Source organism: Curvibacter sp. APW13 (assembly GCF_032337135.1).
In the GTDB taxonomy this organism is placed as follows: Bacteria; Pseudomonadota; Gammaproteobacteria; order Burkholderiales; family Burkholderiaceae_C; genus Allorhodoferax.
The window spans coordinates 19,872-33,010 of sequence record NZ_JAVXZZ010000004.1 but is presented as its reverse complement, the minus strand read 5'-3'; the positions used below and the strand labels follow the sequence as shown (position 1 = coordinate 33,010).

Genomic DNA, 13,139 nt, shown 5'->3' with positions numbered 1-13,139 from the left:
CGCCTGCACCGAATGTCGGGTGCAGGCGCTGTTCAGAGAACGGGCGAGCCGTCAGGCAAAGACGCCAGCGGTCTCCGTCATCCGATCCGACACCTCGCCGAGGTGGTGCAGGGTGTCGCCAAACGTCATTTCCAGCTGGGTGAGCTTCTTGAAGTAGTGGCTCACGATGTATTCATCGGTCACACCGATGCCGCCATGCAGCTGCACCGACTGCTGGCTGATGAAGCGCATGGAATTGCCCAGCTGGTACTTGGCACGGGCCAGCGCGGCCCGGCGCTCGGGGGCCGGTGCGTTGAGCTTGAGGCTGGCGTAGTAGCTCATCGAGCGGGCCAGTTCCAGTTGCATCTTCATGTCGGCGGCGCGGTGGCGCAGGGCCTGGAAGCTGGAGATCGGCACGCCGAATTGCTTGCGGGTATTCAGGTATTCGGCCGTGATGGCCATGGTCTTGTCCATGACGCCTACCGCTTCAGCACAGGCACAGGCAATGCCGATATCCACCGCATGCTCCAGTGCGGTCTGACCGTCGGCCGTCAGCAGGGTGGCGGGGGCGTTCTTGAGGGCCACTTCGGCGGCGCGGCCGCCATCCTGGGTGCCGTAGCCCCGGGTGCTCACGCCCGCACTGCTTCGCTCGACGAGGAACAAGGCCAGCTGGCTGTTGATCTTGGCCGGGACGATGAAGGCATCGGCCTGGTCACCGACAGGTACTATGCTTTTCGTAGTGTTCAGCACATAACCGCCGGGGGCTGCAGTTGCTTTTGCCTCGCAAACGTCGAGGCGGTAGCGGGCGGCACGCTCCTGGTAGGCCAGTACCACCAGCTTCTCGCCGCTGGCAATGCCGGGCAACCAGGCTGCCTTGGTGGCGGCATCACCGTAGCCAGCGATGACGGCACCGGCGATGAGGCTTTGCGCCAGGGGTTCGAGCACGATGCCGCGCCCCAGTTCCTCCATCACCACCATGCCCTCAATGGGCCCCATGCCGAGGCCGCCGTCCGCTTCCGGAACATAGAGGCCGCAAAGGCCCAGTTCAGCCAGTTCATGGAAGGCGGCGCGGTCGAAGCCACCGGCCTTCTCAATGGCGCGGCGGCGGTCGAAGCTGTAGCCTTTTTCGACCCATTTGGCGCAGGCATCACGGAGTTGCTGTTGGTCGTCGGAAAAATCGAAATCCATGTTGTTACCTCTTGGAAAGACGTCTTAGCCGAGTACGACCTGGGACACGATATTGCGCTGCACTTCGTTGGAACCACCGTAGATGGTGGTCTTGCGCAGATTGAAGTAGGTGGAGGCCAACGGTGCGTTGGCCACTTCACCACCAGGGAAACCACCCAGGGCGCCAAAAGCCTGGTCGCCTTGCCAACCAGCTTCCATGGCCTCGCGGATCAGGGGAATGGCGTAGGGGCCGGCGGCGAGCATCATGAGTTCGGAGTAGCGTTGCTGGATTTCCGAACCGCGGATCTTGAGCAGGCCGGCGATGTCCAGCGGGTTCTTGCCCGATTTTTCGGCTGAGAGCACGCGCAGCACCAGCATTTCCAGCGCCACGATGTCCACTTCCAGCTTGGCGATTTCGTCGCGGAAACGGCGGTCTTCCCACACGCCTTCACGTTTGGCGATGCGTTTCAAGCGCTCCAGCTCGCGCTTGGAGCGGTTCACGTCGGCAATGTTGGTGCGCTCATGGGCCAGCAGGTGCTTGGCGTAGTTCCAGCCCTTGTTTTCCTCACCGATGAGGTTGGCCACGGGCACTTCCACGTTGTCGAAGAAGACCTCGTTCACTTCGTGGCCGCCGTCGAGCATGATGATGGGGCGCACCGTGACGCCCGGGCTCTTCATGTCGATCAGCAGGAAGCTGATGCCGGTCTGGGGCTTGCCCTCGGTACTGGTGCGCACCAGGCAGAAGATCCATTCGCCGTACTGGCCCAGCGTGGTCCAGGTCTTCTGGCCGTTGACGATGTATTTGTCGCCTTGGCGTTCGGCGCGGGTCTTGACGGAGGCCAGGTCCGAGCCCGAGCCCGGTTCGCTGTAGCCCTGGCTCCACCAGACTTCACCGCTGGCGATGCCGGGCAGGAAGCGCTCCTGCTGCTCGCGGTTGCCGAAGGCCATGATCACCGGGGCCACCATCACCGGGCCGAAGGGCACGATGCGCGGCGCACCGGCCAGGGCACATTCCTCTTCAAACAGGTGCTTTTGCACGGCGTTCCAGCCCGGGCCGCCGAACTGCTTAGGCCAGGCAAAACCGAGCCAGCCCTTCTTGCCCAGAATCCTGGCCCAGCGCTGCATGTCCTCGCGGGTCAGGTGCAGGGCGTTGTGTACCTTGTGGGCGATGTCTGCGGGCAGGTTGTCCCGTACCCAAGCGCGAACTTCCTGTCGAAATGCCTGTTCTTCCGGCGTGAATGCCAAGTCCATGGGGATGTCTCCGTGTTGTGCGGCTAAGCAAAAGCAGTTTTTAGCACGATCGTACTATTCATCCTGTCCAGGTGGTGACACGCCCAGCTCCTTGCACAGCAATGCCACCGTGGCACGCAGTTGGGCCACCTCGGCCTCCAGGGCTTCGATGCGCGCCTGGTTGGCGCCGCCTGCGCCGCTGCCGCTGCCGGGCGCACTGGCGTCGACCGCACCACACAGCAGGTGGGCCCAGCGGGCCTCGCGCGCCCCCGGTGCCTTGGGAAGCTTCACGACCAGCGGTCCGCCTTTTTCCGCGCTTCGTTCCTGCAGTTCTTCCAGAAAGCCCTCAACCGACGAGACGTCAGCGAAACGGTACCAGCGCTCGGCATTCAGGCGCAGTTCGGCAGCGGTCTGGTGCCCGCGCAGCATCAGCAGGCCCAGCAGCACGGCGGCCTGCTCGAACACGCCGGCACCGCGCTGGAAGTTGTGCTCGAAGCGTGGCACCCGGGCCCCGCTGACCTCGCGCACCAGGTTCTTGTCGCGCAGCTCTTCCAGCGCCTGCATCACGTCGGCTTCCGAGAGTTCCATCACGGGGTCGCGGCTGGTTTTCTGGTTGCAGCCCAGCAGCAGGGCGTTCACGGACAGCGGGTAGCTGTCAGGCACGGTGCGGGCTTTTTCCATCAGGGTGGCGACCACGCGGGCCTCCACGGGTGTCAGGAGCAGCGAAGGGGTAGGAGGAGTGGGTTCGGTCATGGAGGTCAGACAGGTTGAGGGCGCGATAATTCAGCCCGTATGAAAAACATCGTCATTTTGATCTCTGGCGGTGGCTCCAACATGGCAGCCATTGTGAAAACTGCGTTGCGCGAGCACTGGGCCGAGAAATACGGTGCGCGCGTTGCCGCCGTGATCAGCAACAAGGCGGACGCCAAGGGGCTGGCGTTTGCGGCCGAGTACGGCATTGCCACGGCGGTGCTGGACCACAAGGCGTTTCCCAGCCGTGAGGCGTTTGACGAAGCCCTGGCGGCCCAGATCGACCAGCACGATCCGGCCCTGGTGGTGCTGGCCGGGTTTATGCGCATCCTCACGCCCGGCTTCACGGCGCGCTATGCGGGCAGGCTCACCAACATCCACCCATCGCTGCTGCCCGCGTTCCCGGGCCTGCACACGCACCAGCGCGCCATCGAGGCCGGGTGCAAGTTCGCCGGGGCCACGGTGCACCTGGTGACGGCCGAGCTCGACCATGGCCCGATCCTGGAGCAGGCCGTCGTACCGGTGCTGCCGGACGACACGGCCGACACCCTGGCCGCGCGGGTGCTGACGCAGGAGCACATCATCTACCCGCAGGCGATCGCCAACTTGCTACGAAAAATGTAGCTGCATGCGCATGGTTTGCGCGGGCTAGTGGTCTATTTAATCGCCAATCTTGGCAGGTGGGCGTTGTGGTCGCCCGTCAGGCCGTGGCGCTCAGGCTGCTGGCGCCTTTGTCCGTCAACCAATTGGTGCTGATCTGGTCGTAGAGCTTCTGGCCCAGCGTGGCGATCAGTGCCTGCGACGCATCCCCGGAAGCGGTGGATTTGTCGGAGGCGGTCTGCGCCAGGTCTTTCAGAGCCCCGGCCAGCCGCTCCATTTCGGACACCACGCCGTCCTGGTTGGTATCCAGGGGGTCGTAGGTGGTGCTGCTCGACGCGCTGCTTTCCGCTTTCTGTGCTCCGCCGGGTGGCGGCCCCATGGGAGCGGCCCCCTGGGGGCCACCGGCCCCTTGCATGCCTCCACCGCCCTGGGGCGGCTGTGGGCGACCCGCCTCGAACTCGGATTGGCTCAGCGATCCGCTGCCGTCGGTGTCGAGTTGGCTGAACTTGTCCTCGCTGGTATCGGAGTTCTTGCCCATCTTGGAGACGAAGTCGCTCATCTCCGACTTGCTCACGCTGCCATCGCCATCGGTGTCGACCCTGGAGAACAGGTCGTCGTTGTCGCCTGCGCCGCTGCGGCTCTGGGCAAAGTCCATGGTGGACGGCGGAGGAGGCATGACCGACTGCATGCCCTGCGCCAGTTCGTCGCTGTTCAGGGATCCATTGCCATCGCTGTCCATGGCCGTGAGCAATTCCTGGGCCGTCTTGCCGAAGCTCACGCCGGTGTGTTTGCTCACGTCTTCGAGCATGGTCTGCAGTTCGGACGCGTCTACGCCACCACTGCTGTCGGTATCCACTTTGGCAAACATGCGGGTCTGCATGCTGGCGCGTTGGGCGCTCCAGGCATTGCCGCTGGAGATGTTGCTGATCGAACTCATGGTGCTTCCTTTCAAAAGGGGTTGGATGTCACCCCGATGCAGTGCACCGTCGGCGACCAGCCCATTGTTGAAAGCGGCGGTATCGCCGGTTTGTCCGCTTTGTATCAAGGTGGATACAAAGCCTGCTCCGTTCGATCCAAAACCACCGGATTCCTCCCGGTTTTGGTGCTTTAGGCGGGGCTTGAAGCGGTCTACAGTGGCGCGAGGAACATTGCGCCCATGACGAAGCTGTCCCACATCCTGGTGGTCGATGACGACCGCGACATCACCGAACTGCTGGCGGGCTACCTGTCGCGGTTTTCGCTGCAATGCCACACGGCGGCCAACGGGGTGGAAATGCGTGCGCAGCTGGCCCGCCATCCGGTCGAACTGGTGGTGATGGACCTGATGCTGCCCGGCGAGGACGGGCTGACGCTGGCACGCGAGATCCGGCTGCAGTCGGCACTCCCGGTCATCATGCTGACAGCCCGCGCCGAGACCTTTGACCGCGTGGTTGGGCTGGAAAGCGGTGCCGACGACTATGTGAGCAAGCCGTTCGAACCGCGTGAACTGGTGGCGCGCATCCAGACCGTGCTGCGTCGCACGCGGCAGTACGGGGTGGCATCGTCCGACCCGCAGTACAGCGATGTGGTGAATTTCGACGGCTGGGAACTGCACCGGCACGACCGCTCGCTGGTGTCGCCGGCCGGTGTGGTGGTGGCACTGTCCAATGCCGAATTCCGTCTGCTCTCGGTGTTCCTGCGTGCGCCCAAGCGCCTGCTGACACGGGATCAGTTGATGGAGCAGGCCCGTGGGCGCAACATGGACGCCTTCGAGCGCAGCATCGACCTGCTGGTGTCCCGGCTACGGCAGAAGCTGGGCCACGAGCCGCAGGGCGAGCCCCTGATCAAGACTGTCCGCGGGGCTGGGTACATGCTCAATGCCCAGGCGGTACATGGGCGCATGGCTTGGCCGCAACGCGCATGACTGTCCCGCCCACCCTGCAACGGCTTGGTGCGTGGCTCGAGGGGTGGCTACCTAGTACCCTGTTCGCTCGCCTGGCCTGGCTGCTGGGTGCGACCGCCGTGGTTAGCCACGTGCTGGCCCTGACCTTGCTGTTTGAGGTTTTCCCGGCGTTTCGCCCGCCACCGCCGCCCGTGCAGACTACCGTCTGGGCGGGACCGCCGCCAGCGCACCGGCCTCCCCCGGGCGGGATGCCGCCAGCCGGCATGTTGATGGACATCGGAGTGCGGGTGGCTGCATTGCTGCTGGCCACCTGGATCGGGGCGCGGTGGTTGGCGTCGCCTTTGAAGCGGCTGGCTCAGGGGGCCGCGGCACTGGGCCAGAACCTGCACCAGGGACCCTTGCCCGAAGAGGGAACCTCCGAGTGTCGTGAGGCCACGCGCCTGATCAACCAACTGCAGCGCCACATGCTGGCGCACCTGGCGCAACGGGACCGCTTCCTCGCGGCCGTATCGCACGACCTGCGCACGCCACTGACCCGCCTGGCACTGCGGGCGGAGTACCTGGCCGATGCTGCAATTCGGGAGCGCTTCGTACGTGACATTGCCGAGATGGAGGCCATGGTGCACTCGACACTGGACTATCTGCGGGGCGCCTCGGACACGGAACCCTATGCCAGGGCAGACCTGGGCGCCCTGGTGGAGGCCCTCGTGCATGACCTGCAGGAGACCGGGCTGGACGTCAGCCTGGGGGAGCTCGCCCATGGTCAGACCGCACGGCTGCAATCCGGGGCCATGCGCCGCTGCGTAGGCAACCTGGTCGAAAACGCGGTGCGCTATGGGCACCGGGCTCGGGTGTCGCTCCTGGTAAGGGGCGAGGAGCTTCGCATCCTCGTCGATGACGACGGGATGGGGATGGAAGAGTCAGAACTGTCTCGGGTCATCGAGCCCTTCTACCGCGTGGACGGATCGCGCAATCGCCACCAGGGTGGCGTCGGATTGGGACTGTCGATTGCCCACGAAGTGGCAGTGCGCCACGGTGGTCAGCTGCAGCTCTCGAACCGGCCTGGTGGTGGCTTGCGGGCGGAAGTGTCCGTGCCTCGACTGACCTAGCGTGTCGCTGCGTCGATACGCACAAAGCGCGGCTGCAGCACACCACCGATTTCCAGTTGTTGCTCAAACATGGCGGCGGGGCGCACCCACAGGCCATGCTCTCCGTACAGTGCCCGGTACAGGGTCATGGGCTCCAGGGTTTCGCTGTGGCGCACGGTGCCCAGCACCTCGTACTCCATGCCCTTGTAGTGGCGGTAGCGGCCGGGCGGCGTTTCGATGAGCGGGGGAAGGGTTTCGTCGGGCATGGGAAAATCGGGGCTATGCATCCAAAAGCCCTATTAGAAGCCTGTTCGGAACTGGTTGGCCTCGTTCTGAAGCTGGACCACCCCGCAGACGCCATTGTCTCCCGCTATTTCCGTGAGCACCGCAACCTGGGGCCGCGCGAGCGTGCCACCCTGGCCGAGACGGTGTACACCGTGTTGCGCAAGAAGCAGCTCTTCGACCACATGGCACCCAGCGGCAGCGGCTCGAAAGAGCGGCGCATGGCGATCCTGGGCTTCCATGGCTCCGGCGATTTCCTGCGCAGCGCCCTGAACGAGCAGGAAAAGAAGTGGCTCGACCAGTGCGAGCAGATCAACCCGGCCGACCTGATGGAACGCCACCGCCACAACCTGCCCGAGTGGCTGGTACAGCCCCTCAAGGACCAGGTAGGGGACGAATTCTGGGCCCTGGCTGACAGCCTCAACCAGGGGGCGGGGCTGGACCTGCGCGTGAATGATTTCAAGGCCAAGCGCGCCGACGTGCAAAAGGCCTTGGCCAAGGACGGCGTGAAGACCATTCCTACACCGTTTTCCCCCTGGGGGCTGCGCGTCGACGGCAAGCCGGCGCTGAACAAGCTGGACGTGTTCACGCGGGGCGATGTCGAAGTGCAGGACGAAGGCTCGCAGCTGCTGGCGCTGCTGCTCGATGCCAAGCGCGGGGAGATGGTGGTGGACTTCTGTGCCGGTGCGGGTGGCAAGACCCTGGCACTGGGCGCGATGATGCGCAACACCGGGCGCCTGTACGCGTTCGACACCTCGGCCGGGCGTCTGGATTCGCTCAAGCCCCGTCTGGCCCGCAGCGGCCTGTCCAACGTGCATCCGGCGGCCATTGCCCACGAGCGCGATGACCGCGTCAAGCGCCTGGCGGGCAAGATCGACCGCGTGCTGGTGGACGCCCCGTGTACGGGCATGGGCACTTTGCGGCGCAATCCGGACCTCAAGTGGCGCCAGACCCTCAAGGGGGTGGAGGAGATGGCGGAGCTGCAGGGCAAGATCCTGCAGAGTGCGGCGCGCATGGTGAAGTCCGGTGGTCGTCTGGTGTATGCCACCTGCAGCGTGCTGCCGCAGGAAAACGAAGCCATTGCCGAGGCCTTCAGTGCCGCGAATTCCGACTTTGTCCTGCTGCCGGCGGGTGAGGTGCTCAGTGGCCTGAAAGTGGCGAACGCCGCGAGCCTGTGCGCAGGCGGAAACGATGGCCAGCACTACCTGCGCCTGTGGCCACACCGCCACGGCACCGACGGCTTCTTTGCGGCGGTCTGGCAGCGCAAATAGGCCTTGGGCTGGGGGCGTTGGAGAGTCCCCAGAATGCAAAAAGCCCGCCGTTTCAGGCGGGCTTTTTGTTGCAAGAGAAAAACCGAATTACTTCAGTTTCACTTCCTTGTAGTCCACGTGCTTGCGAGCTTTGGGATCAAATTTCTTGATCAGCATCTTCTCGGGAGTGGTCTTCTTGTTCTTGGTCGTGGTGTAGAAGTGACCGGTGCCGGCAGTGGATTCCAGCTTGATCTTCTCGCGTCCGCCTTTGGTAGCCATGGTGATTCCTTACAAATTAAGCTTGGCCACGTGCGCGCAGATCGGCGAGCACAGAGTCGATACCGTTCTTGTCGATCAAACGCAGAGCGGCGCTGGAAACACGCAGGCGCACCCAGCGGTTTTCAGACTCAACCCAGAAACGGCGGTATTGCAGGTTCGGCAGGAACCGGCGCTTGGTCTTGTTGTTGGCGTGGGAAACGTTGTTTCCGACCATGGGCTTCTTGCCCGTTACTTCACATACGCGTGCCATGTGGACACTCCGATATAAAACGGCCATTACTGGCGACTGCTACCGACTGAAAACAGCCCTGCACAGTCTCGCTCTGGCCTCACCTCGCCAAGAAAAAAGGGTGGCGGTAACCCGATTGATGCCCACGGCTCTCACGAGCTCAAAGCAGCAAAGCCCGCCATTATAGCGGGCTTTGCAGACCTTGGCCAGGGAGCGCTTTCGAGGCGCTACCGGCTCATTCCTGTTCCAGGAAGCGCTGCGCGTCCAGCGCGGCCATGCAGCCGGTGCCGGCGCTGGTGATGGCTTGGCGGTAGACATGGTCGGCCACGTCCCCCGCAGCGAACACGCCGGGCACGCTGGTCTGGGTGGCAAAACCCTTGAGCCCGCCCTGGGTGACGATGTAGCCGCCTTCCAACTGCAGCTGTCCCTGGAAGATCTCTGTATTGGGCGCGTGGCCAATGGCGATGAAGCAGCCCTTGAGGGTGATGTCCTCGGTCGCGCCGCTGCGTACGTCCTTGACGCGGATGCCGGTCACGCCGCTCTGGTCACCCAGCACTTCGTCCAGGGTCTTGAAGGTCTTGAGTTCGATCTTGCCCTCGGCCACCTTGGCCATGAGCTTGTCCACCAGGATCGGTTCGGCCTTGAACTTGTCGCGGCGGTGCACCAGGTAGACCTTGCTGGCAATGTTCGACAGGTACAGCGCCTCTTCGACGGCGGTGTTGCCGCCGCCGACCACGCAGCAGACCTCATTGCGGTAGAAGAAACCGTCGCAGGTGGCGCAGCCGGACACGCCGCGGCCCATGAACGCCTCCTCGGAAGGGAGTCCCAGGTACTTGGCCGACGCACCGGTGGCAATGATCAGGGAGTCGCAGGTGTAGGTGCCGCTGTCACCGTTGAGGGTGAACGGGCGCTTGGACAGGTCGACCGAACCAATGTGGTCGAACACGATTTCGGTGTTGAAGCGCTCGGCATGTTCCAGAAAACGCTGCATCAGTTCCGGGCCTTGCACCCCGTTCACGTCCGCCGGCCAGTTGTCGACCTCGGTGGTGGTCATGAGTTGCCCGCCTTGGGCCATGCCGGTGATGAGCACGGGGTTGAGGTTGGCACGGGCCGCGTAGACGGCTGCGGTATAGCCCGCCGGGCCGGAGCCCAGGATCATGACTTTGGCGTGTTTGGTAGTGGACATGGGAACTTACTCGTGAGGGTATGGGGCGCACAGGCCTGTTGTACATTTGGGCCCGTACCCTGATTTCAATGCGTCTGTGTCTGAAAGGGTGGGTGCGTGCCCGAATTGTGTCATTGTAGTGAGTGCCTCCCTTCCACCAACCGTTCCTGCCCCACCTGTCCTGCCGCCATGACAAAACTGAGCAATCTTGACCTGGTACGTCGTGTTCCCCTGTTCTCCACGTTGACCGAGGAGCAGGCCAACACGCTGTTGGGCCAGGTGGAGAAGCGGCGGCTGGTGCGTGGCGCCGTGATGTTGCGACAGGGTGAAACCTCTGGCGAGCTGTACGTGATGCTGAACGGTCGGGCGCGCGTGGTGGTGGCCGATTCGCAGGGGCGGCAGGTCATCTTGGCCACGCTGCGCAGCGGTGACTGCGTGGGCGAGATGAGCATCATCGACCAGGAGCCGCACAGTGCCACGGTCATCATGGACATGCCGGGCGATGTGCTCGTGCTCAGCAGCGCCGCGTTTTCGCGCTGCATTGCCCACAATGCGGCGATGGCTCAGGCTGTGATGGTGGCCCTGGTGCAGCGGCTGCGCAACTCCACCAAGAAGATCGGTTCGCTGGCGCTCATGGGCGTCTATGGCCGGGTGGCCAATGTGCTGCTCGACATGGCTGTTCCCGACGGTGATGGCGCATTCCTGGTGCAGGAAAAGCTGACCAAGCAGGACATCGCGCGCATGGTCGGTGCCTCGCGCGAGATGGTGAGCCGGGTGATGAAGCATTTCGAAGACCAGCGCTTCATGCAGATTCAGCCCAACGGCCACATCCGTATCTTCGAGCGGCGCAAGAAGGCGCGATGACCGGGTTCCCGTACTGATTTCATGACTTACTCCCTCCATACCCTGCATCCAAGGCCATCGGCACCTGTGCAGCCGCCTTCCGCGGCGTCGCGCTTTTCCAGCGAGCTGATGTTGCTGGTGGCCTTCATCCTGCTCGTGGTGTGGGTGGTGGCACTGCTCACCTATTCGGTCAACGACCCGGCCTGGTCCACTTCGGGCAATGGGGATGCCTTGCACAACCGTGCAGGGCGGCTGGGTGCCTGGGTGGCCGACATGAGCTATTTCGTCTCCGGGTTCTCTGTCTGGTGGGTTGTCGCTCTGAGTGGACACGCCTGGTTGCGGGCACTGGCGGACAAGCTGCGCAGCGAAGACCTGGAGGAAGTGGACGCGCCTGCGCTGCCTTGGTGGCGACGCTGGCAACCGCGGGTGGCGTTCTGGAGCGGAGTGCTGTGCCTGATGGTGGCGAGCACGACGCTCGAGTGGACCCGGCTGTATCGCTGGGAGGCCGCGTTGCCGGGTCACAGCGGTGGTGCGCTGGGTTATGCGTTGGGCCAGTGGAGCATGCTGCACCTGGGGTTCGGGCTGTCGGGTCTGGTGTCTATCGTCCTCGGTGTGGTGGGCTTGTCGTGGGCATTCCGCTTTTCGTGGCTGGCTAGCGCCGAGCGCATCGGTGCCGTGCTGGATGCATGGGTGGATCACTACCGGGAAAAGCGCGAGCTGGAGCAGGACCTGCAGTTGGGTCAGCAGGCCGCACGCGAGCGCGAGGAGGTGCTGATCGAAGAGCATGTGGAGCAGGTTGAGCACCCGCCGGTACCGATCGTGATCGAACCGCCGGCCCCCTTGGAGCCGCCGCGCAGCGAGCGCGTGGCCAAGGAGCGCCAGAAGCCCTTGTTCATGGAAATGCCGGACAGCAAGTTGCCCCAGGTGGACCTGCTGGACGCGGCACCACAGCGGCAGGAGACGGTCAATACCGAAACGCTGGAAATGACCAGCCGCATGATCGAGAAGAAGCTCAAGGACTTTGGTGTCGACGTGCGTGTCGTCACTGCCCAGCCAGGGCCAGTGATTACCCGGTACGAGATCGAGCCGGCCACTGGCGTGAAGGGCTCGCAGATTGTCGGTCTGGCCAAGGATCTGGCACGCTCGCTGAGCCTGGTGTCGATCCGCGTGGTGGAAACCATTCCGGGCAAGAACTACATGGCCTTGGAACTGCCCAATGCCAAGCGCCAGAGTATCCGCCTGTCCGAAATTCTGGGCTCGCAGGTCTACAACGAAGCGAAGTCCATGTTGACCATGGGCCTGGGCAAGGACATTGTCGGCAATCCCATCGTGGCCGATCTGGCCAAGATGCCGCACGTGCTGGTGGCCGGTACCACGGGTTCGGGCAAGTCGGTGGGTATCAACGCCATGATCCTGTCGCTGCTGTACAAGGCCGAGGCCCACGACGTGCGCCTCTTGATGATCGACCCCAAGATGCTGGAAATGTCGGTCTACGAAGGTATCCCGCACCTGCTTGCCCCAGTGGTCACTGACATGCGCCAGGCCGCACACGGCCTGAACTGGTGTGTGGCCGAGATGGAAAAGCGCTACAAGCTCATGAGCAAGATGGGGGTGCGCAACCTGGCGGGCTTCAACACCAAGATCGACGAGGCCAAGGCCCGGGGCGAATTCATCAGCAACCCCTTCAGCCTCACCCCCGAGTCGCCGGAGCCGCTGGAGCGGCTGCCGCACATCGTGGTGGTGATCGACGAACTGGCCGACCTGATGATGGTGGTGGGCAAGAAGATCGAAGAGCTCATTGCCCGTCTGGCGCAGAAGGCGCGTGCGGCCGGCATCCACCTCATTTTGGCCACTCAGCGCCCCAGTGTGGACGTGATCACCGGCCTGATCAAGGCCAACATCCCCACCCGCATCGCCTTCCAGGTGAGCAGCAAGATCGACAGCCGCACCATCCTCGACCAGATGGGCGCCGAAGCCCTGCTGGGCATGGGCGACATGCTCTACATGCCCAGCGGGACGGGCTTGCCGATCCGCGTGCATGGGGCCTTCGTGAGCGACGAGGAAGTGCACCGTGTGGTGAGCTACCTCAAGGAGCAGGGGGGCGAACCCAACTACATCGAAGGCGTGCTCGAAGGCGGCACGGTCGATGGCGAGGACGGTGGACTCGGCCTGGACGGTGGTGGCGGCGAGAAAGACCCGATGTACGACCAGGCGGTGGAAGTGGTGCTGAAGCACCGCAAGGCCAGCATCTCGCTGGTGCAGCGCCACCTCAAGATCGGCTACAACCGCGCCGCGCGGCTGGTCGAAGACATGGAAAAGGCCGGGCTGGTCAGCGCCATGAGTGGTGCCGGCCAGCGCGAGATCCTGGTGCCTGCTCGTCCCGAATAGGTTGCGG

14 protein-coding genes are annotated in these 13,139 nt (G+C 63.8%); 6 read left to right on the top strand and 8 right to left on the bottom strand.

All coding sequences use genetic code 11. From position 1 onward, the window contains the following. Window positions 1–51: 51 nt before the first annotated feature. The 3 genes from RQP54_RS15895 to RQP54_RS15885 are packed head-to-tail and all read right to left on the bottom strand — an operon-like array spanning window position 52 to window position 3,129. Complete coding sequence (locus RQP54_RS15895) at window positions 52–1,167, bottom strand: acyl-CoA dehydrogenase family protein (protein WP_315679392.1); 1,116 nt, start codon at window positions 1,165–1,167, stop codon at window positions 52–54. Window positions 1,168–1,191: 24 nt separating this feature from the next. Further along, window positions 1,192–2,397 (bottom strand): acyl-CoA dehydrogenase family protein, encoded by a 1,206-nt coding sequence (locus RQP54_RS15890; protein WP_315679390.1) that lies wholly within the window; start codon window positions 2,395–2,397, stop codon window positions 1,192–1,194. A 54-nt stretch (window positions 2,398–2,451) separates the two neighbouring features. Next, window positions 2,452–3,129, bottom strand: a complete 678-nt coding sequence (locus tag RQP54_RS15885; protein ID WP_315679388.1) for a YceH family protein — start codon at window positions 3,127–3,129, stop codon at window positions 2,452–2,454. Between the two features lie 39 nt (window positions 3,130–3,168). Here RQP54_RS15885 and purN point away from each other — a divergent pair, with 39 nt between their 5' ends. After that, the gene (purN, locus tag RQP54_RS15880) at window positions 3,169–3,750 is read left to right on the top strand and encodes a phosphoribosylglycinamide formyltransferase (protein WP_315679387.1); all 582 of its coding nucleotides are present in this window, start codon (window positions 3,169–3,171) and stop codon (window positions 3,748–3,750) included. Window positions 3,751–3,826: 76 nt separating this feature from the next. Here purN and xopAW read toward each other — a convergent pair whose 3' ends face one another. Beyond that, a complete protein-coding gene (gene xopAW / locus RQP54_RS15875; protein ID WP_315679386.1) occupies window positions 3,827–4,663 on the bottom strand; it encodes a XopAW family type III secretion system calcium-binding effector in 837 nt (278 codons plus the stop codon). Window positions 4,664–4,882: 219 nt separating this feature from the next. Here xopAW and RQP54_RS15870 point away from each other — a divergent pair, with 219 nt between their 5' ends. Then, window positions 4,883–5,629, top strand: coding sequence for a response regulator transcription factor (locus RQP54_RS15870; RefSeq protein WP_315679385.1), 747 nt, complete (start codon window positions 4,883–4,885; stop codon window positions 5,627–5,629). After that, window positions 5,626–6,717 carry an ATP-binding protein gene (locus RQP54_RS15865; protein ID WP_315679384.1) on the top strand — a complete coding sequence of 364 codons (1,092 nt, stop codon included), beginning with the start codon at window positions 5,626–5,628 and terminating at the stop codon, window positions 6,715–6,717. Before RQP54_RS15870 ends, RQP54_RS15865 begins: the two co-directional genes overlap by 4 nt. Here the strand turns inward: RQP54_RS15865 and RQP54_RS15860 are convergent. Then, a complete protein-coding gene (locus tag RQP54_RS15860) occupies window positions 6,714–6,962 on the bottom strand; it encodes a DUF1653 domain-containing protein (protein WP_315679383.1) in 249 nt (82 codons plus the stop codon). The genes RQP54_RS15865 and RQP54_RS15860 overlap by 4 nt on opposite strands. 15 nt (window positions 6,963–6,977) lie before the next feature. Here RQP54_RS15860 and RQP54_RS15855 point away from each other — a divergent pair, with 15 nt between their 5' ends. Then, window positions 6,978–8,249: an RsmB/NOP family class I SAM-dependent RNA methyltransferase gene (locus tag RQP54_RS15855; protein WP_315679382.1), complete on the top strand. Its 1,272-nt coding sequence runs from the start codon at window positions 6,978–6,980 to the stop codon at window positions 8,247–8,249. Between the two features lie 87 nt (window positions 8,250–8,336). Here the strand turns inward: RQP54_RS15855 and rpmG are convergent, their stop codons facing one another. The 3 genes from rpmG to trxB all read right to left on the bottom strand — a co-directional run bounded on the left by rpmG (window position 8,337) and on the right by trxB (window position 9,922). Next, entirely contained in the window at window positions 8,337–8,507 is a 171-nt protein-coding gene (gene rpmG / locus RQP54_RS15850; RefSeq protein WP_315679381.1) for a 50S ribosomal protein L33, read from the bottom strand. 16 nt (window positions 8,508–8,523) lie between these two features. Further along, the gene (gene rpmB, locus RQP54_RS15845) at window positions 8,524–8,757 is read right to left on the bottom strand and encodes a 50S ribosomal protein L28 (protein WP_012207163.1); all 234 of its coding nucleotides are present in this window, start codon (window positions 8,755–8,757) and stop codon (window positions 8,524–8,526) included. A 214-nt stretch (window positions 8,758–8,971) separates the two neighbouring features. Then, on the bottom strand, window positions 8,972–9,922 hold the full coding sequence (gene trxB / locus RQP54_RS15840; protein ID WP_315679380.1) for a thioredoxin-disulfide reductase: 951 nt from the start codon (window positions 9,920–9,922) through the stop codon (window positions 8,972–8,974). 168 nt (window positions 9,923–10,090) lie between these two features. On the opposite strand from trxB, the gene RQP54_RS15835 reads away from it, so the two are divergent. Both RQP54_RS15835 and RQP54_RS15830 read left to right on the top strand, forming a co-directional pair. Next, window positions 10,091–10,765 carry a Crp/Fnr family transcriptional regulator gene (locus tag RQP54_RS15835; RefSeq protein ID WP_315679379.1) on the top strand — a complete coding sequence of 225 codons (675 nt, stop codon included), beginning with the start codon at window positions 10,091–10,093 and terminating at the stop codon, window positions 10,763–10,765. 21 nt (window positions 10,766–10,786) lie between these two features. Beyond that, window positions 10,787–13,132, top strand: a complete 2,346-nt coding sequence (locus tag RQP54_RS15830; RefSeq protein WP_315679378.1) for a DNA translocase FtsK — start codon at window positions 10,787–10,789, stop codon at window positions 13,130–13,132. The last annotated feature ends 7 nt before the right edge of the window (window positions 13,133–13,139 follow it).